Source organism: Aequorivita sp. KMM 9714 (assembly GCF_011065475.1).
GTDB classification, from domain to species: domain Bacteria; phylum Bacteroidota; class Bacteroidia; order Flavobacteriales; family Flavobacteriaceae; genus Aequorivita; species Aequorivita sinensis.
This window is the reverse complement of record NZ_JAAGRO010000001.1, coordinates 752,933-776,436: the sequence shown is the minus strand read 5'-3', so window position 1 is coordinate 776,436 and position 23,504 is coordinate 752,933. Positions and strand designations below refer to the sequence as shown.

Sequence of the window (23,504 nt, the reverse complement as noted above, 5' to 3'; positions counted from 1 at the left end):
CTTACTCATCACGCAAAGCTTCTATGGGTTTAATATTTGCTGCTCGGTATGCTGGAAAAAAGCCTGCAATTGCTCCAGCAATTACAAGAATTATCACAGTTGTTATCGCAACTGAAAAATCTACTGCAGGGTTTTTAATATAGTCCATCTCAATAAAGGGCCCGACTATCTGTAGGAGAAATAAACTAAATATAAGCCCTATGAAACCTGCGATTGCTGTTACAAATATGGACTCATGTAGAATCATTCCTATAATCGACCAAGGTTCTGCACCAATTGCTTTTCGGATGCCTATTTCTTTTGTACGCTCTTTTACGATAATTAGCATAATGTTACTCACTCCTACAACTCCAGCAATTATGGTACAAATTCCAACACCCCAGAAAAACCAGCGTATCATTTTATTCAAATCGTAGAACTTTTTAGCGTTTTCTAAGGAATTGTTCACATTTACAGCTCTATCATCAGTTGGAGCAATAGTGTGCTTAGTTTTTAAGTCGGCTTCTAATTGCGCAGAAAAAGCTTCCGAAGCAGCTAAAGCATCTTCATAGCTATCGTGTTTTTCTAAGGTAAAAGCTAAGGACCGAAGTTTATCTCCTGCATTATATACACGTTGTGCCGTAGAAATGGGAATAAATATTCGGGTTTCTTCGCGTTCCCCTCCTGGGTCACTATAAACACCTACTACTTTAAATTTTATTCCAGCAACATCAATGTATTCACCCAAAGCATCTTTTCCTTTAAAAAGGTCGAGATACACTTGGTTTCCTATTACAGCGTGTTTTTCGTAGTTATTTACATCTCCTTGATTAATATATCTACCAACAACAAGAGTTTCATTTTCTAAAAATTGATAATCCCCGTGAACTCCTTCTACTCGATAGCTACCGCTTTCTTTTTTAAAAGTTGTTAATTGTCCCCATCTACTGTAAACACCAGATTTGTATTCAATTTTATCTCCGTTTTTATTTACTGCTAGGTCATAGTCACGATTATCCATTTCTATTCTTCGACCTGGATTTAAACCTTTGTATTCAACTGAAGTTACATTTGTCCATACGCTAATCCTATTGGTAGCATCACTTTCAAATTGTTGCTGTACTCCATTTTGCATTCCTTGACCAATTCCGAGGAGAATTACCAAAATAAAAATACCCGAAGCTACAGATAAACCAGTCAGAAAGGTTCGCAATTTATTTTTGCGAATTGCTTCAAAGATCTCCTGCCAGCGTTCCAGATTAAACATAATTGTTGGCTTTTGCGCGTACCTGTGTAACAATGGAGTCGTCTATAATTAAGCCATCTTTTAGATTTACAATTCGCTTAGTCATATGCGCTATGTCGTCCTCGTGAGTGACTATCAAAATAGTTTTTCCCTCATCGTTGATACCTTGAATGAGCTCCATTACTTCGTAAGAAGTTTTAGTATCTAAAGCACCTGTTGGTTCATCTGCCAATAGCACTTTTGGATCGCTTGCTAAAGCTCTAGCTATCGCCACACGTTGTTTTTGACCACCAGAAAGTTCATTTGGTAAATGTGTAGCCCAATCTGCCAACCCTACTTTCTCTAGGTAATGCATCGCTTTTTCAACTCGAATATTTCGTTTTACACCTTGATAGTAAAGAGGCATTGCCACATTGTCTAATGCAGATTTGTAATTGATAAGATTAAAAGATTGAAAAATAAAACCAAGAAATTTGTTTCGGTAACGAGCAGCTACCTTTTCATTTAGGTTTTTTATGAGAGTACCATCAAGTGTATAAGTACCTTCATCTGCTTCATCTAAGATACCTAGAATATTGAGCAATGTAGACTTCCCTGAACCGGAAGAGCCCATTATAGAAACCATTTCACCTTCAGAAACTGTAAAATTGATGCCTTTTAAAACATGGAGTGAATTTTTCCCCATGTGATATGATTTGTGAAGGTTTTTAATTTCTATCATTATGAAAATATATTGAATTACAAAACTTGAAAATCGTCATTAAAATAACGAATCTCAAGTTAAGACTAAAATCAATTAAGACTTTCGGTCTTTAATTAGACATTAAAAACCGCTCCTTGTTACAATAGAAATTAAAAAAACTAAGCTTTATCTTCAGTACGCGCTTTTTTACGACTTCTATAGATAGCATAGCCCACCCCTCCAACTAATAGGTAAGGAAAGATCATTAGGTAAACTATACCATTGTTTATGCCTTTTGCAGCTCCACCACCGTCTTCAGTTTCTAAAACTGCTCGACACATAGAACATTGTGCTTCGGCAGGAAGAACAGCTATAAAAACAAGTATTAATATTAATAGAACCTTTAGTTTCATTTTTTTATTCAATTAAATCCACAGTGTTTAATAATATGGAGATATCATTAGATAAACTATAACCCCACTAACTGCTACATAAAGCCATAATGGATAAGTGATACGCGCAATTTTTCGATGTTTATAAAACTCCCCAGAAAGAGCACGAACAAAGGTAATCAACACAAAAGGTATAACGATGATTGAAAGCAATATATGCGTTATAAGTATAAAATAATAAACATACTTAATCACTCCCTCGCCGCCATAAACTGTAGAGTCTGACGTCATGTGATAAGCCACATACATTAGCAAAAACAATACTGAGCAACCAATTGCAGTTTTCATTAAGCGTTCGTGAGCCTTTCTATTACCTTTTCTTACCTGATATACTGCAGCAACCAAAAGTACAGCTGTAAGAGCATTTATAGTTGCATAAATAGGAGGCAAAAAGCCTAACCTTTCAACACCAGGAATTTTAACTGTAAACAGAACAGCAACTGCTATAGGAATTGCAATAGATAAAATCCAAATCCAAACGTTATACTTATTATTCTTCACTGTATTATTCATTATTTACAAAAGTGCTTTAATATCTTCTTTTAACATTTGTATTTGCTTATCCTCTAATCCATCATAATAAATAATAGGATTGTCAAATTCATCTATACGAGAACGGATATTGCCATCTTGATCGATTAATGCAAAATATCCAGAGTGCTCAAAGCCGCCATTCGCTTCTGACCCTTTACCTACATACAGATTAAACCCTTCGTTAGCCAGTTTAAAAATTTCGTCTTTATCACCTGTTAGCAAATGCCACTGAAGCTTGGTAATACCAGTATTCTCGGCATAAGTTTTAAGTATTTCTGGAGTGTCGTGTTCAGGGTCGATTGTAAATGAGGCGATACCCACTTTAGGATTACCCAAAAATTCATTTTGAATTTTTATCATATTCTCATTCATTATCGGGCAAATACTTGGACAAGTTGTGAAGAAAAACTCTACAACATATACCTTCCCGTCATAATCTTTGTTGGTAATAGTTTTTCCATTTTGATCTGTGAATTCAAAACTTGGAACAGGTCCTATGGTTGCGAGTTCTGTTTTGGACAAGGTCTCTACAATTTTTGGTACAGCCCAAATTCCAAAAATTAAAATAATAAAAGAAATACCTATGTATGAATAATTTTTTTTCACTTGTAAAATATTTAATGACTGGTTTTATTAAAACAGCTTTATTATAAAATTAAATCTCTCTATCTACATCGTATTTTTTTAAAGCTCTTCGGTATTCAGCTAAAAGAACTTTAACGTCGTCGCTCATTTTATTATTGATTTCTGCAATAATACTAGAGTCGAAACCATACATAACTCCTACTTCCTCATCTTCCTTACGACCACGTAGACTACCTTCTTTATCAACTATAAATACGAATGGAGTAGATAAATTTGAATCTAATGATAAATTAGATTGCAACGAATTAAATACATTATGGATGTTCTCCTTAGAACCAAACGCAAAAAACCATGAATCCAACGGTGCAATTTGCTCTAATTTTTCACTCACGTTTCGAGCTTGATCTTCTGTTCCTTCAGGCAATAGAATCACAAATTGAAATTCGTTGAAGCTATGATTTTTGGTGTATATTTTATGGGCTAGGTTATAAGCATAAGCTCTATGAACTTCTAAATCACTTCCAAAAAAGCCTAAAACTGTAATCCTCCCTTTTAGTTGGACAGGCTCACCTTCAAGAGTTTTAAATCCATCTAGTTCTTGAACAGATTCGGTTAAAATCGGCAATGGCTTAAAGTAATTAGTACTCATTGCAAAAAAGATGTAAACCGTAATTGGCAATATAAACAGTATGCCGAGGACCAAATATTTTTTCATTCTGAACAATTTATCACTCCTACAAGTAACGCTGTAGATGAGACTACAAAAATACAGGGTAAAAGGAGGTAAAACAATGTTTTAGCTGTTAATTTTTAAGCATAAAAAAGCCCTCAAAAAGAGGGCTTTAATTTATCTTAAAAGGTTTAATTAGAAATTGAATTTAATAAAACCGTTTTTATATACTTCGTAGATATAATCTCCTTCAATTAAGATTAGAACAATTATATAAGCAATCAAAAATACTCCTGTCCAAACTACTGCTCTACGTAAGCCTACTGTTTCATCACGCATGTGCATGAAGTCCCAAGTAATGTAATAAGCTTTAACTATTGTAAGAAGTATAAAGATCCAGTTAAGCAAGTTCATTGCTAAAAACTTGTTCCCAATTAAAGCCTCAGGACGTAAAATACCAAGTGCAACTTCAATTATTGTAACGATAGAAAGTAAGATAAATACTCCCCATATTTTGGATACATTAGATTTGAACTTTAATGCTCCTCTAAATATTTCTAATTTATGTTCGTGTGCCATTGTTTAACTTTAATAATTTTATACAAGATAAAAGAATGTAAATACAAATACCCATACTAAATCCACAAAGTGCCAGTATAGACCTACTTTTTCAACCATTTCATAATGTCCTCGACGCTCATAAGTACCGATTACAACATTGAAGAAAACAATTAGATTTAATAGTACTCCAATAGAAACGTGGAATCCGTGGAAACCCGTAATGAAGAAGAAGAAGTCAGCAAATAATGGGTGTCCGTATTCGTTGTGACGAAGATTCGCTCCTTCAACAACTAAGTTACCATCATTAACTAATTTAGCAATAGATTCTTCTCTAGACAGAACAATGTGCTGTCCATTTTCATCTTTATTTGGAAGTCTTATAAGTAGATTTTCATTAGCTAAAAATCCTTCTTTAACTTGTTCAAATGAAACTGAAGTTTTGTATTCAGGTTCACTCTTGTACCATATTCCGCTTTCATTTGTATGCTCTACTCTACCATCTGTTTGAGCAGCAGCAAAATCGGCTAGAGCTACACGTTTTCCATCAGTATCCAAGAATTGAAGAATCTGACGTCCATTAGTTTCAACAGCTCCATAATCACCTTTGATGAATGTTTTCCACTCCCAAGCTTGTGAGCCTAAGAACACAAAACCACCAATTAAGGTTAAGAACATGTACAAAATAACTTTTTTCTGCTGCATTTTTTGACCTGCATCTACAGCTAACACCATAGTTACAGAAGAAAAAATCAGAATAAAAGTCATAAACGCCACATAGTACATTGGCGCTTCTACTCCGTGTAGAAAAGGAAAGTGGGTAAATACCTCATCAGCGATTGGCCATGCATCAATAAATTTGAAACGGGACATTCCATAAGAGGCCAAGAAACCTGCAAATGTCAATGAATCTGATAGTATAAAAAACCACATCATCATTTTGCCATAACTGGCCTTTAGCGGGTTATTTCCGCCTCCCCAGGTTTTTCCTTCAGTACCTGTTTTTACAACAGTTGCTTCCATAAAAAGAATTTGGTTTTTAAATAGGGTTCAAAAATACGTTTAATTTTTATTTAACGAAATATAAAAACAAAAAGAGGTAAATCCACACAACATCTATAAAGTGCCAAAATGTTGCAGCTAGCTCAACACCAAGGGTTTTCCCGTTTTGATATTTTAGTTTATAATGATTATAAATTACAATTAAAAGACTTACTAAGCCTGCAAAAACGTGTGCTACGTGAAGCAATACCACTAAATAAATAAAAGAGGTGGTAATATTACTTGTTGGTCCTGTAAAATTATATCCACTATCGATAATTTCAGAAAAGCCCACAAATTGAAATACAATAAACAAAATCCCTAAAATTAGTGTTGAAACTAAAAGGATCATACCCATACTGTGTTTCTCGTTTTTAATCGCTTTAAGCGCCAAGTGAATTGTAAAACTACTTACAAGAATCAAAGCAAGACTAATGTAAAATGCTGGTGGAATTTCAAAATTTGAAATCCAATCCGGTCTTTCTTTACTTACTACATAAGCACTGGTAAGACCAGCAAAACTCATTGTTAAACTAATGATACCAAACCAAAGCATATTCTTTTTTGCTCTGTTTATCTTAATCTCGTCACTAACCTCTGTTAAACTCATCATATTTTTTATTAATACTGAAATCAGTATATGGCAATCATTTATTATGAAATGAAATTATTTCCTTCTACTTACCTCAAAAACTTATCTGCAACAAATATTATCTGTAATAAAGTGATATAACTAACACTTGCTAGCATAAGTTGTTTTGCAGCTTTTGATGTTTTTTCTTTATAAAGTCTTATTGCATAGTACAATAGACCAATTCCTAAAATTCCTATAATTACACCAGATACCGTAGTTAAATAAAGTTTCCCAGTGATTCCGAATGCTGGTATTAACGATGCAAAAACCGTCCATAAAGTATACAAAACAACCTGAGTTGCTGTCCCTTTATCGCGTTTTCCATTTGGAAGCATAAAGAAGCCTCCTTTTTTATAGTCGTCGAATAAAAACCATCCAATAGCCCAGAAATGTGGAAACTGCCAAAAGAATTGGATCATAAATAATGTCCCAGGTTCTATACCAAATTCACCACTTGCTGCAACCCATCCCAACATAAAAGGTATTGCCCCTGGAAAAGCACCAACAAAAACCGACAGTGGTGTTTTAGTTTTTAAAGGCGTGTATAAACTAACATACATAAATATAGACACCGCCCCAAACATGGCTGTAATCGGGTTTATAGAATACAACAAACCTATACCTGCAATTGTAAGTACGATAGCCAAGATAAATGCAGACTGCACACTCATCTGTCCAGCTGGAAGTGGCCTGTTTTTAGTGCGATCCATTAGCTTGTCTAAATCACGCTCGATAATCTGGTTGTAAACGTTTGAAGCACCAACCATACAATAACCACCTAAACACAAAAGAAATAGCACAAAGAAGTCTATAGAATCTGCGCCCAAAAGATAACCCGCAACAGATGAAAAAACTACACTTACAGAAAGTCGCAGTTTCGTAATCTCAGTAAAATTCCTGATTACGGACTGAAAAGATGATTGGGAATGTGTAACAGACAAACTCATTTTTTTTAAGGCTGCGCAAAGATACGCTTCCTGTAATTTTTCCACAATTTATTCTTGATAAGAAATGCTTTATTTCAGCTTTTTTAGTAATTTGAACTAATTTTCAAACTAAAAAAATATGTTATCAAAAATAATTTTAAGCGCCACATTTTTATTTTCGGTATTTACAGCCTACGCTCAAAGCGATACAGGTCAAGAAATAAACACTAAGATGTTGAAGGTCAGTAACAATATATATATGCTTGAAGGCAAAGGAGGGAATATTGGTTTAAGTTTTGGTGATGACGGGATATTTATGATAGACGACCAATATGCTGAAGGTATTGAACAAATTCAAAACGACATTAAAAAAATAAGCGATAAACCTGTTCGTTTTTTAATCAATACACACTTTCACGGAGACCATACGGGTGGAAATGTTGCAATGGCGGAAACTGGAACAGTAATTTTCTCACACGAAAACGTTCGTTCTCGACTTCAGGACATCATGGAAGCAGAAAAAAAGAAAACTCCAAAAGAGTCGCTACCAGTAATTACATTTTCAGACGACCTTACTTTTTATTTCAACGGTGAAAAAATTTATGTTTTTCACGTTCACAATGCACATACCGACGGCGATGCTATGGTATACTTCACCAAAAGCAATGTACTACATGCAGGTGATGTGTTTTTCAATGGGAAATATCCTTTTATCGACACGAATAACGGAGGAAGTATTAATGGGTATTTGTCTGCTATAAACAAAGCACTTATTGTAATTAACGAAGACACCAAAATAATTCCAGGCCATGGCGATATAGCAAGCTATTCCGATTTTAAAGATTTTCAAGAGATGCTAAGTATATCCTATAGAAAAGTAGCTAAACAATATCTCCTAAATAAAACCGAAGCAGAAGTATTAGCTGATACGAGTTTAACTCAGATGTATGACGATAAAGGCTATGGCGATGGCTTTATCAATAGAGAGCGTTTTGTGAAAATGCTATATGCGGAATTCGCTAAAGAAAATGCTGGTTCTGAAAGCAACAATGAAAAAAATACTAAAGCTCGTGAAAAAATAGAGGAAATGAAGAAAAAGCACGCTGCGAAAAGCAAAAACTAATTTCTAATTCTGCTAAATTCATTTCTACTTAAAAGTCGTAATACCAGTTAAATAAATCGGTACGGATTCCGAAATTTATCCAACTTGTTTGATTTTCATAGACAGTTTCAGTATTAACCATCGGATTAAAATCTCTGTAAATAAAACTACCGTAAATTTTTAAGTTGGTTGCGGGATTTATAACATATCCTGCTTGTAATTCAGCGTGAAAGAAATCTGTTGTATTCCCTTGAGCCAAAGTGTTACCATTTTCTGAAACACGATCGTCTTCTGTACCATAGATATCACTTCCATAGAAATTAGAATCCTCGTCAGTATTAAATTCAAACCCTCTTTTAGCAACTATAAATTTAGCATCGCCATATAGCCTTCCTTTCTGATAACGAGCAATTGCAATAAACTCAGAGAAATTTGCTCCTAAAGTATGCGCCAAGGATTGGTTGTTGTGTCCGTAGTTAAGTATAACTGAATTATGCGAATACGTATAAGGACGAACTCTATTATATTCAGTTTGCAAGTAAAGGTTTTTTAAACCAAAAGCGTCGTAATACTTCAGTCCTAATTGATAGCCAGTTTTGTTTTTATAACTTCCATTTCCACCAAACACATCACTACTCGAAAACTCATCTATGATAAACTGTCCATAAGCGTTTATACGATCGTTTACCTTGTATTTCGCACTTAAACCTATAAGTGCATTTCCACCACGTGACCCAGTAGAGAACTCTATTGCTCGATAAAAAATTATGGGGTTTAAATAATTCACATCAAAACCTCTATCGTTATCATTTTGCCAAACTACTGATTCAAATAGACCTATGTTTAATCGTTTGGTAATATTATAGCTTAAATAGTGATTAGCGATATATTTTGTCCTAAACGATCCACTTTCGGTAACTTCTGGACGTACGTCGCGAAGCGACATCCAAGTGTTGGTATATTTCAATTTCCAAAAAGTCGTATTTATCTTGAAGAACGGATAAGGACTTGAACTATCACTTGTAAGCAATGAACGATAGCCATCTCCTAAAAAAGTTTTTCCATGTCCTAATTGAACATTAAAATACTTTGAAGGTGTGTACGAGATATGTCCAGTTGCAATAGGATAATCGTAAGAATCTGTTTTGAAATCTTTCGCTATTCCTCTACCAGGGATGATTGCAGGATTCCCTCCCGCAGGACGAATGGATTCTGCATATCTATTGAAGTAGTCTGCAAATCGACCTTGACTTTCATAAATTACTCCGAAAAAACCTAACTTTTTACCAATCGCTCCTTGAGTATAAACCAAACGAGTGTTATTATACGTATCGATATCGGCGTCAAAATCTTTTCCTGCTTGTAAATCAACTCCAACATCTAATGTAATCCAATAATCTTTACCCTTAATTGTAACTAAATGTTCATCCCAAAATTTCCGACCAAACCATGACTTTTTGTTTTTAGACAACAATATATTAGCCGCTTCAAAATCGTAATACTTATTTACTTCACTGTATATATATGGCTTTTGTGCTGTGTGACTATTTAATCCAACTCGATTTATAGCAGCATCGAACAAACTATAGTTATGATGAGAAAGCGGAATATTAATATTGCTTGTATACTCTTCATTATTATAAGGAAGGTTTTTTATATCGTCGTATTCATTTACCAATGCAAATCTAGAATCGTTATCCTCAATAGCTTTAGAAGTAATTATATTTTCTCCAGGTGCAATTAACGGAATAGCAATAGGAAACGTAAACTGCACATAAGTTGGCGCTCCATTATAAGTTGCTGGACTTACTTGAGGAAGCATTTCAAAAACACGACGTGCTTCATCCTTTAACTCCTCATAAATACCATCTATATACAAAACCTTAAACCTACCCTCTTTGGTAACTTCAAAAAGCACATTTACATTACCCTTATAATTTTCCTGTACTACTTTTTCAGGTACTTCAAAGTTCTTAAAAATGAAGGATTGCAGTGTACTCTTAAAGCAGCTTTCTAAAGCATCAACATCCACTTGTACACATTCTTCAAAAACCGGATATTTCTCATAATTTGCTAAGGTAACTTGGGCAAAAGACACTATTGAAAAACAAAATGTAATAAGAAAAATAACCTGCTTCATAGGAGTTTATATATTTTAAACCGAAAGATACATTTTTTTTAGAATGAGAGGAATAAAAAAAGGCTCCCATTAAAAATGAGAGCCTTATAAACCTAATAATAACTGATTAATTAATTTTAAACACTATAGGCACAGTGTACAAAACATCTACATATTTATCGCCCTGCTTACCAGGTTTCATCATTGGCAAATTAGCAATAACTCGTTGTGCTTCGTTTTTCAATTTTACATTATGAGAATTGGCTTTAACATCGGTAATGTACCCTTTTGAATCGATTTTGAAGTTCACATAAATTCTATGTGTTTCATTTTTATTCAAATCTTCTAAAATCTCTTTTCTGAAATTTTTATTGATGAAAGAATTGATTTTAGAAGACATACAATCTACCTTTTCAGCATTTGTACTCAATACTTCGCACCCAGGAAAAACCGGCACAAACTCAACATTTAAAATATTCTTAGGACCTTCAGCTACCGGTTCTGAAGGGGTGCTTACTGAAGTTTTTGATTCTTCAATAACTGGGATATCAGTTTCGGCTATTGGAGTTTCAACTTCTGTTGAAGTATCTGGCTTAACCTCAAAAGATGTTGTCTTCACAACTTTTTTAATTGGAACTCGCTTTTCTTTAACTTTTTCAACTGGAGCTTCAGGCTTTGGAATATCTACATCAATTACATAATCAATAATAGGAGGTTCGTTTAAGCCATCAAAGCTATTAGGCTCTACTAAAGAGGCAGTAGTTTTAAAATTGGTTTGCATCACTATGAAAACGATTAGCAAACTTGCAATTACACCTATTTGGAAAAACAAACTTGAATTCCACTTGATGCTTATAGCGCGCTTATCATCTCTTTTGTTTTGAGTACTGTTTGCGGTTGTTTTCATAATAATGGTATTTAAGGGTTACATTATTATGAAATACAACTGTTATGCCAAAAAGAAAAAGCCTCGTATTTGCTAGTGCAAACCGAGGCTTTTAATGTTATGTAATTTCAATTATTGAATATCGAAAACAATAGGTAGTGAGTATAATACCCCAACTGGTTTCCCACGTTGTTTACCCGGAGTCATATCAGGTAGAGATCTTACAACACTCACTGCTTCTTTTTCCAATCTTGGATGTGGAGCACGAGCACGTACATCAATTACCTTCCCACTTTTGTCAATTTTAAACTGAACTGCGATACGTTGTCTTCCTTCCAAACCTAAATCTGAAGCTAGATTAGTATCGAATTTCTTGTTGATAAAGGCGCTAATTTTAGAAGACATACACTTTTTCTTAGCGTCATTTCCTCTTTCGTTTTCACACCCAGGATAAACCGGTACATTTTCGATAACTGCGAAAGGTACATCTGCGATTTCTTCTTCTACTACCTCCTCTACAATCTCCTTAACCTCAACAATTTTTTCATCTTGTTTCACTTCAGTCGATTCGATTACAGTTTCTTCCTCTTCCACTTCGTCTTCCATAACCTCAATAACTTCTGGAGCAGGTGGCGGTGGTGGTGGCGGTGGTGGTGGTGTCAATTGTTGGGTAATTGGAATTTCTTCTTCCAATTCATCACCTACATCAAGAAGACCGTAGTCTAGATCTGATTTATCATAGGTTTTCCATTCTATTGCTTGCCACGCAAGAAATAACATCGCTATCATTCCAATTTGGAAAAAAAGTGTGCTTCTGCGGCCTACATCAACTTTTGGGTTTTTTTTTGTTTCCATTATAGTGGGTTTAACTTGGTGCTAAAATATATAAATTATCGTTCAATTTAAAACTTATTATAAATTTTAAGAATGAAACTTTTCTTTAAACATCTTAAACACTAAAATTCCTAATAAAGCACCTAGTAAATCTGCTAAAAAGTCGAAGACATCGCCAGATCGAGAAACAGGTGACAGTTCTTGAAATACTTCAATTATTATGCCATAAAACATTAAAATCACAAGCAAAACTGTGATAGTTACGGCACTTAAGTTATGTTTTTTATGTTTATAAAAATACCATTGCCAAAGATAAATTAGCACAAAGAATATGATTCCGTGAACCCATTTATCAATATGTGGGATATTTATTTTTGATACTTTTTCATTAGGCACAAGTAAGTAAGTAGGCAGAAAAAACAGTGCTGTTACTGCACAGCTATAAACTACAGCTACAAACAATAAAATCTTACGCTCCAATTACTTCTTTATAAGCATCAGCATCTAACAACTTTTCAATCTCTGAAGCGTCACTAAATTTCACTTTAATCATCCAGCCTTCGCCATAAGGATCTGTATTTACTTTCTCTGGCTCGCTTTCAAGGTTTTCATTAAACTCAATAATCTCACCTGATAATGGCAAGAACAAGTCTGAAACTGTTTTAACCGCTTCTACAGATCCAAAGATTTCATCTTTATCAAGTGTATCACCTACGGTTTCGATGTCTACATAAACGATATCACCAAGCTCACTTTGAGCAAAATCTGTAACGCCTATAATTGCAACATCTCCTTCAATTTTAACCCATTCGTGGTCTTTAGTGTACTTTAATTCTGATGGTAAATTCATAATGATTATTTTTTAAAATTAGTTTCCAAAGTTATATCGCAGGGTAAAGCCACTGCGGATAGTTGTTTGAGGGAATGCAGTTGAGATAGCATACTTCGAGAAAGTATGGTCGTAATAGAATAAAGCCGTTAGGTTTTTACTCAACGCATAATCCATAGTCAATTGAGCGCCATACATAGTTTGTCCTGCTGTGGTTTGACTATTCTCAATATCTAGATATCTTATTATTGTAACATTATCTCTTCTTGTAAGGTCTATCTTAAAGTTAAGATCACTACTCATAACAGATTTCTTTCCTCCAAAATTGGTTGCAATTCGCAAATCTTTAATTCGGTAACCTAGACCAACAGTATATTCATTTCCTCTAATTTCGGTAAGCAGGTTGTTAGCAAAACTTAGTGCAAGCGCTCGGTCTTTACGTACCTCTGCTAAAATTTTAACCGAATTCTTCATCTCAAAATCCATTCTAATTAACGGAGAAAACTGTTCGGTTAAGTTAACATTAGTTAATAATGTTTTCACTTTAAAATTACCCGATTGATCTACAGCTTCAGGATCTGCGTGATTGTAATCTAAATTAGATTGAAATTGGTTTACAGTATACCCAGCTCTATATCCATGAGCCAATGAGAAACGCTTGAAGTTTTTCTTAAACCAAGGCAACCTCATTAATCCAGTATACTTAATATCCCAGTTTGGAAGTGGCACATCTCTAAAGATACCAGTACTTTCTTTATCGGCTTTATTTCCTTTATAAGCTGCAAGGAATGCTGGCAACAATACATCCTGACTATTTCTTCCGAAACCTACCGGGAAACCATCTTCCGTTCTAGGAATTGGGCCTCCTTGATAATGTTCTTCAGCAAGTCTGTTTGCAATAATCAAACGGTTATTTCTAAAGTCTTCAAACGCAGCAGAATTAGCTTCATCGCTTGCAGAAAAAGCAGTCTTAATCAACATAGTTGAAATGTTGAAGTTACCAAATGTATTGGGCGTTAAAGAGTTATAAAGGCCATTTTCAACAATATAGTTTTCAGAATAGTTTTCAGAATATACTCTACTACCATTTACATCAATCGTTAAATCAGTGAAAGGTGTTAAGTTAGCCTGAATGTCTAACTGGCGGCTAGTAGTTTCGGTATACTGCTCATTGAATTCAGGGTATAGCGTTAACCAACCTTTACGAGCTGCCAATTCGCGAATTTCATTTTGACTTCCAAATACAAATCCTGTAGTTGGTTTTAAGGTTCCAATAAATCCAACTGAAGGCGTATATCCTGGTAAGTAAATACCATTGTTTTCTTTATAGCTAAGTTGAATTTTCTTTAATGAAGTTGCAAGTCCGATTAAGGTGTTTACAGCTTTATCTCCAGTATTTAATCCTCCTTCACCAGCTCCTGCTGTACCTCTACCCATTACATTAGGGTTTTCAGTTGCAGCTAAACCTAGTCTACCAGACTTTTCATCTTTAGTGCTCTTGCCATCTAACCCAGCTCTACCACCTCTTTCACCAGCTCTTCCTGTTTTAATATCTCCCTCGCCAGTTTCAGTTCTTCGCTGTTTACTTTTCTTTATTTTGGTTAAACCAATATATCTATAAAAGCCAGTCATATCAACACTCGAGTTGATTTGATGTGTGCTTGCATTCTGAATTGAATTCCCTAAATCATAGTTATTAGTTGATCCATCAGTTAGGGTTACAGGTATATTATTGAATAAGTTACTACTAGCTTGCCACTGATAATCTCCAGTATATGAATAAGTGGCTCTTATAAATTTCAAGAATGGAAACTTATTAAACGGCAAGTCGTAATTCACTTGAAGTGACTGGAAGTGTTGATTAGGATTTCCTACATCGAAGAAACCATCCCACACTCCTACATTATTATTAACGTTACCATCATCATCAAGATAATTATTTACAATCATGTTGTTTGTTGATGTGAAGTTGAATCGTAATGACTTAGTCAAATTATGATTAATAGTATACTGCCAATCAAATAAGAAGTTACGCTGGTACAATGTAGGCAACCCAATATTCCCTTCAATAAAGTTAATATCTCTAAATTTTTGCTCGTTATACTGACGCGTAATATTTGAACCAACTGAAATATTAGTCGGCAAGTAATTAAAGTTTAAGTCCTTTAAGAACTGCCAATATTTACCTCTAAAAATTGAGTCGTTCTTTTTAAATGGCTCTATTGGTTTAGCTTCAAAATTGTAATTGTAAGTTGCACCTACTCTTACATTTTGTTCAACAGCATCTTCAACTTCAAAATCGTGGTGATCTGTTTGATTGTATGAGAATGATCCTGTGAAGTTTTCTATGTCGTAAACTTTAGGCTTAGACTCACCAGTACGTTCTTTACGAACACCTATAAAGTTAACACTTTGACGTTTTGTATAATCTACAGCTTGCTCCTTAATTCTATCGTGTTCAGCATCACTTACTGCATTATCCAGTCTAGTTTGAAGTTCGATATCTTGGAATTCAGGGTCGTATTGTGGAGTGATAAGCTCTTCAGATCTTCCATAGTTAAATGGCAATTGCACACCCCATTTTTTAGGTAACAACTGTCCTAAATTCACATTGGTAACAACGTCGTATTGCTGTACATCTTCTTTGCTACGTTGGTTTGGACCTTGCTCTAAAGAACCGAATCCAACGGTACTTCTTCTACCAGAAGCACTTACTGTTGCGAAGTCGGCAATATTAGCGTCAAGTGCTACTACTGCAGCCCAACCTCCTTGATTTTCTAATTCTGAAAGGCGTAATTCATTAAACCACACTTCTCCACTTATATCATTAGTAGTACTGTTTTTAACACCCAACATTATAGTACGGACATTTCCAAAACTTGGATTTCCTTTAATTCCAATGGTCAATTCATTTTCACCACCAGATAAATCTCCACCTAATTCAGACTCGGTGTAATAAACTACTTCAGTAGAGTTTGCTGGAGTAAGAGTTTTTACTTGTTGCAGCAATTCCAATGGTAAATTTAATCGGTTTGCCAATGGCCAAATATCTTCGGGATTTCTCGCACCAAAACTTGTTGGATTCAACGGAATTTGAACCTCGTAATAGTTATCGGTTAAATCGTTACCCAATCTAATGAACGCCAATAAATCGCCATTAGTTAGTTCGGTTTCATTTTGGAGCGACTCCGCGTGAATAAACATTTCAAGATTTTTATATTGACGCATATCAACATCAAAATTCTTGTAAACTGCTCGACCGTCATTCGGTTCTAATCCACTAACACGAAGTGAAAGCGATTGTTCGTTTTGACGAATAATATCGTTGTTATTGTTTAACTGCTCACGCTCAAGTCCTGGTGGTAATCTATAAGGAATTGGCTCGCGGTTTTCGTTTTCTTCAATACTTACTGTTGTTACTTCAAAAAGCGTATTGTCCAAAATTGGGTCTTCCATAGTAACATCATCCAATGTTTTATCGAAACGCTTATAATCTCCGCGCACTAATTCTAAAGTACCAAATCTTAAAACTGTGTTTTCTGCGAATTGAGACATAAACATTCTCATAAAACGGATAGAACGGAAATCTGTAATTCCATTAATAGCTTGATCCGGCTCACTGATTGGAATTTTAAATTGAACCCAACGCACTGGAATCACACTATTGTTTTCAGTAGTAACTTCTAATTCTTTTACATCAGAAACATAGTTGTTGTTATCTCTATTCATTCCTGGGAACATAGGAACGTTATATTCGAAATAACTATTTACTGTGTTCATTGTATTATCTCTGTTGATGTCTTCAACATCAGGCTGCGCTGTACTACCTCTATTAGTATCGGTTACTTCTACTGGAGAGTTACCCTGAGTACCATTGTATCTCAAATACCTATCTAAGATATTTCCTTCTGCTTGAAGGAAGTATTGATAATCATCGTTAGCTGGATCTGCTAAGCCGGCAAATTGTGGAAATTCTGCAGCTTCTTCAGCATTGTTTAATCCATCTAATCCTATATCTTGATTAATTCGCTCCTGTCCCTCGGTATTGAAGGTGTAAACTAAAGATTGATTTGAAGGTACTTTACCCCAAGCTGTTGAAGTAGTATTTCCGGTTGAACCATCTTTAGGAAGTCCATTTTCATACTGCTTTCTTCCATCTTTAAGAATATCTTCCGAAATATTCCCAAGGTTAAAGTTCAACATACCACCTTGGTTGGTATTGTTTTCCTCATAAATAAACGGGTCCATCACCCAGAATTGAATATACTCTACATTAGAGCGCTCAAAATCTGTGGTTGTAAGTGGTCTCATTATACCTCCAAAATTATCTTCTGGATTAGGAAGCTCATTCGTTCCGTTTGCAGCTGGGTTGAAATTATACTCTCCACGACGCGAAGGATAATAAGCTAAATCTAAAGTGAAAAGTGCTTGTGTTTGTCCTTGTATAATATCTTGATTCGGGAATATCTCATCTCTAAATACTCTTCTAGAGAATGGCGAAGAAAGGTCTTCATCACTAATTCCGTTTGGACGTTGTGTACTATAAAAAATAGGATCAATAGTATACCACGCTAACTTAGCACGCTTGTAGTTATAGGATAAATCGTTATTTATAACTTCTCCTCCAAATCCTACTGGAGTACTCGCTAAGAACCAACTTGAAGGACTACTAATATCGTTTGCTGTTTGTGAAGACTCAAAATCATCTACATAAACAGTTGTTTTTCCACCAAAGTCAGAAACTTTTGGAGCTCCAGGGCTTAAGTAAGCAAATTCACCTCGTAACGAAACGTTTGACTCAACATCTGTATCGATGTTTGGAAGGTGATTAACCATTCTTGTTAAGAAAGGCACTTCGGTAGAATAAGTTGCATTTATACCATATACAGTGTTGTTGATAGGTTCTACACCGTACGATGATTTTTGAGTTAGCGGACGCTCATTTAAGTTTAAATACGTAGCACCAATCATAAATTTATCACTGAATTTATGCTCAACATTTAAACCTGTAAAACGCTTACTTTGTTGACCAAAAAGTGAATTGTTTTCAGTGCTAATAGAAATTGGCGTTTTGCTGTTTAACAAACTTGGGTCTATAATTTTTACTCTACCTAATTGATAGTTTACCGTATAATCTACACCTTCAACTAAAGTACGACCACCAGCGGTTACAGTAACGGAACCTTGAGGAATGTTAAATGCTCCAATAGGAATACCATCTGCACCAGTAGATTTATAACTACCTTTTAATTGGAATTTATTTTTCTCACTTTCTAATTGTTCAGCTCTAGTTTTTGTTGAAGTATAAAGCGATCTAAAAACGTATTTATGCTGGTTTGCGTTATACGTTTCAGGAATATCATAGCTTGCAGGAGGAACTCCTGTAGTTGGTGTTTGATTTAATTTATCGAATAAGTGCTTACCGAAAGGCTCAACAGTAGGGAATATAATTCGACCATTTTGTGAATCTACGGTAATTCCATCTAAGAAATCAAAGAAACCATCCCCTCCATTTTGAGGATCGTTGTTAAAGTTAAGTCGGTCTAAATTAAATACTCTAAGAAGAATTTCATCTTTTACATCTTCAGGAAGTTGTGCATAAGGATGACCAGGCGATGCTTGCGCTTCAGTAATAAAGTTTAAAGGAGAAGGATCTGTATAGAAAATATTCAATTTAAAATCTTCCTTTTCAAGTTGGTAGGCTCCAATTGGATAGATGTTTTTCATCATCAAGTCCCAAATTGGTTCGGTTACACTAGTAATATTACTCTTTAGAAGTTTTACTACTAGGTTTTGCGCCATTCCTACTTCATTGTTTCCTCCCGGAGGATTGCTGCCTCCTAATTCTCTTGGCCCTCCATTCGCTTCAACCCCGTCGCTAGAAAACTCTCCAACTTGGTAAACCTTACCATTTGCAGTAAATTGATAAGAAACCGCAAGAACTTCATCGTTTGATAAACTTTGATTTAACGAGATATATCCTAATTCAGCGTTTAATTTGTACTCGCTCTGGTCTAGTCTTCTCGCATTCTCAAGCGTAGCATAATCGATACCTTCACTTACTTGAACTCCAGAAAAACCTTGCCCTACAGTAGCAACGTCTCGAATAGCTGGGGTTAGTAAAGAAGATGCTCCTCCATTTATTCCAAATGGGTTAAAATCGTTGTTCGCGTTATCTGGATATGCATTTCTTCCTACATTAATAAATCCTCCTGGAGGAGTGTTTAAACCAATGTTTAAAGGGTCTGATTCCCCAATATCCTGAATAGCAACAATATTTCTTACGTTTTCAGTACGAGAGGTACGGTTTGTAACCCATACTTCCATACGTGTTACCTGTACATTGCTATTTACAAATGGATATTGCGCCAATGCACGATCGTAGTTATCTCTAAAATAATGTGCTAAGAAGAAGTGACGGTTTTCGTCGTAATCTAATGCATATAATTCAAAATCGGTAACTGTAGCTCCACCTTCGGCAGTTACAGTTCGCGATTCAGATTTTTGTTCAGAAAACACCCCGGTTATGGTTGTTTTACCAAATTGTAGTTGTGTTTTTACACCAAAAAGACTCTGTGCTCCTTGAATTAAAGAACTGTTAAGCGGCATACTAACATTACCAACTTCAATTTTTTGAATAATATCGTCTTCAGTTGGGGTATATTCAAGTTTTATTTGGTTTTGGAAGTCGAAAGTGCTTTGCGTATCGTAGTTTGCGTTTACCTGAAGTCTTGTTCCAACTTTCGCTAAAAGGCTTAAGCTGATTCGCTGGTCAAAATCAAAAGAAAAATTTGTTCGGTTTCTAGGTGAAAAAGACGGGTTATCTTGCTTTGTATACAAAACACCAAGATCCATTTCAACAGAACCTTGAGGAATTACTTCAATTGAGGTACCTCCAAAAACAGTTTCAAAGAAGTTTGAATTCACATAAAATGTAGGAAGCAAGTTTTTCTGTTCTTCTTCAGAACCTTCTTTTCGTCCATCAGCAGCGTCGATTTTCTGCTTGAAGTACGATTTCATCTGCTCCTTTTGAATTAAATCTTGATATTCTTTAGGCGTAAGAATAGTTGGATAATTTATATTAAAACCGCCAAGAGTTTGCGAATAAATATACCTATCGGTAATAGGGTCGTATGTATATAAATCTTGGATGCTGGTTGGGTTTGGAAGTATCATATTCCCCATTTCATTACCAACTGCGGTTGAATCTTGTGCTAGCGAAGAGTTGCTAACCAAAATGAAACTTAATACTGCTAAAAGCTTGAAAAAGCTACCCTTGTAAACGTAATTTTTTGCCTTCAAATTTTATAAATTTTTTAAAGCTTGTTTAATAATCAATTCTACCGAAGCCTGTGGAGTTTCCTTTATAATGGCATCCACCACCTTTTCAGCCTTTTTTCGAATAAAACCTAGCGTCTCCAAAGCAGATAACGCTTCATTTTTATTCGTATTGCTTGTACCGGCAGAATTTCCTGACAAACCGTACACTTTTAAAATTTTATCTTTTAAATCCAACACTACTCGCTGAGCTGTCTTGGCTCCAATTCCTTTTACCGACTGTATAACTGCAATATCATTCTGTGCGATAGCATCAATAACTTGATCTGGGGATAATGACGAAAGCATAGATCTAGCCGTACTTGCTCCCACTCCTGATACGCTAATTAACAATCTAAATATTTCTCGTTCTGCAACACTGGTAAAACCATAAAGAATATGGGCATCTTCACGCACCTGCAAGTGAGTGTAAAGCTTTATACTTTCACTAGCGGGAATTTCGGAAAATGTATGCAAAGATATATTGATGAAATACCCTACACCATTGCAGTCTATCACTACGTCAGTTGGGTTTTTTTCAACTAATCTGCCCTGTATATGGGTTATCATATGTTAATAAAAACTAAAGGGTTCAAATATAGTATAATTATTTGCAACTGCCATTGGGGATTTTTGGAAATATAAATAACATATTAAGCTTAAAAACAAGGTGATTTGAATTATAAAACTTCAACAATAACTTATCTATATTGTAGCTTTTATATAATTGTAAATAAAAAAGCATTGCTCTAAATCTAGGCAATGCTTTTTAATGTGTATAAACTAACTTATAGAATTACAATAAAAATATCGAACTCTAATTATAATTTACCTCGTTTCTCCTTCTGCTGCGCATCCACAACGGCAACGGCACTCATGTTTACGATTTCATCTACACTAGCTTTCATCTGTAAAATATGCACTGGTTTACGCATTCCCAACATTATTGGTCCGATAGATTCAACACCGTTTAGTTCTTTTAAAAGCTTATAATTGCTGTTTGCAGAATCTAAGTTTGGAAAAATTAATGCATTCACCTTTTTTCCAGCCAATTTTGAAAATGGGAACTTCTTCTTTAATAGCTCTGCGTTCAAGGCAAAGTCTGTCTGTAGTTCTCCATCCAAAATCATATCTGGATTACTCTTGTGGATGATATCAACCGCTTCTCTAACTTTAGTTGCGTGAGGATCCTTTGAAGAACCGAAGTTTGCATACGAAATCATCGCTATTACCGGCTCCATACCAAACATTTTGATGGTGTAATTGGTCATTCGAGCAATTTGGGCTAGCTCTTTTGCTGTAGGGTCAATATTTAAAGACGTGTCTGATATAAATATCGGACCACGTTTTGTGATCATTAAATTGGTTGTAGCAACTTTATTTACACCTTCAAATTTTCCTATAGTTTCAAAAACAGGTTTCACCACAAGTGGGTAAGAACGGGAGAACCCTGAAATCATCGCATCTACATCCCCTTCACTAACCATCATCCCTGCAAAGTAATTACGCTCTGTCATCAACTTTTGAGCATCGTATAGCGTAACACCTGTTCGCCTTCTCTTCATCCAGAATTTCTCAGCGTATTCATCAAATTTTTCAGGTTTTATATCACTCTTTGGATCAATAATTTCTATATCGGCATCAAACTCCAATTGCTCCATATAATCCTTAATAACATCTTTTCTTCCTAATAAAACTGGAATACCGATACCTTCTTCATATACAATTTGAGCCGCTTTTAACACGTCTAGATGATCTGCTTCTGTATATACAATGCGCTTAGGTTTTAGCTTTGCTCTATTGATTAATAAACGAATGGTTTTATTGTCACTACCCATACGTTCGTATAGTTCATCTTGATACTTCTGCCAATCGGTAATTTCGTGTGTTGCAACTCCGCTTTCCATTGCAGCTTTTGCAACTGCCGGAGGAACAGCAGTTATTAATCTAGGGTCAAAAGGTTTTGGGATTATATATTCTCTACCAAACGTAAGCTTCGTTTCCCCGTAAGCAATATTAACCTGCTCAGGCACTGGCTCTTTTGCAAGATTTGCAAGTGCTTTAACAGCTGCCATTTTCATAGCTTCGTTTATTTTTGTTGCACGTACATCTAGCGCACCTCTAAAAATAAATGGGAAACCAAGAACATTGTTTACCTGATTAGGATGATCACTACGTCCCGTAGCCATTATAATATCTTTTCTAGTTTTTACAGCTAAATCGTATTCAATTTCCGGGTCAGGATTAGCCATAGCAAATACAATAGGATTTGCTTTCATGCTCAACAGCATTTCTGGAGTTACAATGTCTTTTACCGAAAGCCCTACAAACACATCCGCATCTTTCATAGCTTCCTCCAAGGTGTCTATTTTTCGATGAGAAGCAAATTCTGCTTTTTCGTCCGAAAGGTTTTCGCGATCATCCCTAATCACTCCCTTGCTATCCAACATTACAATATTTTCAGCCTTTGCTCCGCATGATTTATAAAGTCGCGTACAAGAAACCGCAGCAGCTCCTGCACCACTAATTACGATAATAGCATCTTCAATTTTCTTATCTGCTAATTCCAAAGCATTAAGCAATGCTGCTGCCGAAATTATTGCTGTACCATGCTGATCGTCGTGCATTACAGGAATATTCAACTCTTCTTTCAACCTCCTTTCAATCTCAAAAGCTTCAGGAGCCTTTATATCTTCAAGATTTATTCCTCCAAAAGTTGGCGCTATATTTTTTACAGTAGCTATAAATTCTTCAATATCTTCTGTACCAATTTCAATATCAAACACATCGATGTCTGCAAAAATCTTAAACAGCAAACCTTTACCTTCCATTACAGGCTTAGACGCTTCAGGACCAATATTGCCCAATCCTAACACCGCAGTTCCATTAGAGATAACTGCTACTAAATTTCCTTTGTTAGTATATTTATATGCGTTTTTTAAATCTTTTTCTATTTCAAGACAAGGTTCTGCAACTCCTGGCGAATATGCTAAGGAAAGATCACGTTGTGTAGAATAACCTTTGGTTGGAACTACCTGAATTTTCCCAGGTTTTGGTTTTGCATGGTATAATAATGCTTCTCTGCGTTTGCTCTGTTTGCTCATATTTCT

General features: G+C 35.3%; 19 protein-coding genes. 1 reads left to right on the top strand and 18 read right to left on the bottom strand.

Translation table 11 applies throughout. The annotated features are described in order from the left end of the window. Window position 1: 1 nt before the first annotated feature. From G3A46_RS03435 to cyoE, 10 genes are all read right to left on the bottom strand, one after another. Window positions 2-1,246 (bottom strand): ABC transporter permease, encoded by a 1,245-nt coding sequence (locus tag G3A46_RS03435; protein WP_165146240.1) that lies wholly within the window; start codon window positions 1,244-1,246, stop codon window positions 2-4. Next, on the bottom strand, window positions 1,239-1,946 hold the full coding sequence (locus tag G3A46_RS03430; RefSeq protein WP_165146237.1) for an ABC transporter ATP-binding protein: 708 nt from the start codon (window positions 1,944-1,946) through the stop codon (window positions 1,239-1,241). The genes G3A46_RS03435 and G3A46_RS03430 overlap by 8 nt, the downstream gene beginning before the upstream one ends. Window positions 1,947-2,086: 140 nt before the next feature. Continuing rightward, entirely contained in the window at window positions 2,087-2,320 is a 234-nt protein-coding gene (locus G3A46_RS03425; RefSeq protein ID WP_165146234.1) for a hypothetical protein, read from the bottom strand. 27 nt (window positions 2,321-2,347) lie between these two features. After that, a complete protein-coding gene (locus G3A46_RS03420; protein WP_165146231.1) occupies window positions 2,348-2,872 on the bottom strand; it encodes a DUF420 domain-containing protein in 525 nt (174 codons plus the stop codon). Window positions 2,873-2,875: 3 nt separating this feature from the next. Then, entirely contained in the window at window positions 2,876-3,499 is a 624-nt protein-coding gene (locus G3A46_RS03415; protein WP_165146228.1) for an SCO family protein, read from the bottom strand. Window positions 3,500-3,548: 49 nt separating this feature from the next. After that, window positions 3,549-4,193, bottom strand: a complete 645-nt coding sequence (locus G3A46_RS03410; protein ID WP_165146225.1) for a hypothetical protein — start codon at window positions 4,191-4,193, stop codon at window positions 3,549-3,551. A 150-nt stretch (window positions 4,194-4,343) separates the two neighbouring features. Further along, the gene (locus tag G3A46_RS03405) at window positions 4,344-4,727 is read right to left on the bottom strand and encodes a cytochrome C oxidase subunit IV family protein (protein WP_165146222.1); all 384 of its coding nucleotides are present in this window, start codon (window positions 4,725-4,727) and stop codon (window positions 4,344-4,346) included. Window positions 4,728-4,745: 18 nt separating this feature from the next. After that, window positions 4,746-5,729: a cytochrome c oxidase subunit 3 gene (locus G3A46_RS03400; protein WP_165146219.1), complete on the bottom strand. Its 984-nt coding sequence runs from the start codon at window positions 5,727-5,729 to the stop codon at window positions 4,746-4,748. Window positions 5,730-5,775: 46 nt separating this feature from the next. Further along, entirely contained in the window at window positions 5,776-6,357 is a 582-nt protein-coding gene (locus tag G3A46_RS03395; RefSeq protein WP_165147606.1) for a cytochrome c oxidase subunit 3, read from the bottom strand. A 71-nt stretch (window positions 6,358-6,428) separates the two neighbouring features. After that, a complete protein-coding gene (gene cyoE, locus G3A46_RS03390) occupies window positions 6,429-7,328 on the bottom strand; it encodes a heme o synthase (RefSeq protein ID WP_139855615.1) in 900 nt (299 codons plus the stop codon). A 118-nt stretch (window positions 7,329-7,446) separates the two neighbouring features. Here cyoE and G3A46_RS03385 point away from each other — a divergent pair, with 118 nt between their 5' ends. Next, entirely contained in the window at window positions 7,447-8,430 is a 984-nt protein-coding gene (locus G3A46_RS03385) for an MBL fold metallo-hydrolase (RefSeq protein WP_165146217.1), read from the top strand. Window positions 8,431-8,458: 28 nt separating this feature from the next. Here G3A46_RS03385 and G3A46_RS03380 read toward each other — a convergent pair whose 3' ends face one another. The 8 genes from G3A46_RS03380 to G3A46_RS03345 all read right to left on the bottom strand — a co-directional run bounded on the left by G3A46_RS03380 (window position 8,459) and on the right by G3A46_RS03345 (window position 23,498). Next, entirely contained in the window at window positions 8,459-10,549 is a 2,091-nt protein-coding gene (locus tag G3A46_RS03380) for a gliding motility protein RemB (RefSeq protein ID WP_165146214.1), read from the bottom strand. Between the two features lie 106 nt (window positions 10,550-10,655). After that, window positions 10,656-11,435 carry an energy transducer TonB gene (locus G3A46_RS03375; RefSeq protein WP_165146211.1) on the bottom strand — a complete coding sequence of 260 codons (780 nt, stop codon included), beginning with the start codon at window positions 11,433-11,435 and terminating at the stop codon, window positions 10,656-10,658. Between the two features lie 111 nt (window positions 11,436-11,546). Beyond that, complete coding sequence (locus G3A46_RS03370; protein WP_139855560.1) at window positions 11,547-12,269, bottom strand: energy transducer TonB; 723 nt, start codon at window positions 12,267-12,269, stop codon at window positions 11,547-11,549. A gap of 66 nt (window positions 12,270-12,335) precedes the next feature. Next, on the bottom strand, window positions 12,336-12,728 hold the full coding sequence (locus tag G3A46_RS03365) for a VanZ family protein (protein WP_165146208.1): 393 nt from the start codon (window positions 12,726-12,728) through the stop codon (window positions 12,336-12,338). After that, window positions 12,718-13,098, bottom strand: a complete 381-nt coding sequence (gene gcvH / locus G3A46_RS03360) for a glycine cleavage system protein GcvH (protein WP_165146205.1) — start codon at window positions 13,096-13,098, stop codon at window positions 12,718-12,720. Before gcvH ends, G3A46_RS03365 begins: the two co-directional genes overlap by 11 nt. Before the next feature lie 18 nt (window positions 13,099-13,116). Continuing rightward, window positions 13,117-20,379 carry a cell surface protein SprA gene (sprA, locus tag G3A46_RS03355; protein WP_165146202.1) on the bottom strand — a complete coding sequence of 2,421 codons (7,263 nt, stop codon included), beginning with the start codon at window positions 20,377-20,379 and terminating at the stop codon, window positions 13,117-13,119. Window positions 20,380-20,382: 3 nt separating this feature from the next. Beyond that, window positions 20,383-20,964, bottom strand: a complete 582-nt coding sequence (ruvA, locus tag G3A46_RS03350) for a Holliday junction branch migration protein RuvA (protein WP_139855564.1) — start codon at window positions 20,962-20,964, stop codon at window positions 20,383-20,385. A gap of 251 nt (window positions 20,965-21,215) precedes the next feature. Further along, window positions 21,216-23,498 carry an NADP-dependent malic enzyme gene (locus tag G3A46_RS03345; RefSeq protein WP_165146198.1) on the bottom strand — a complete coding sequence of 761 codons (2,283 nt, stop codon included), beginning with the start codon at window positions 23,496-23,498 and terminating at the stop codon, window positions 21,216-21,218. Window positions 23,499-23,504 lie beyond the last annotated feature (6 nt).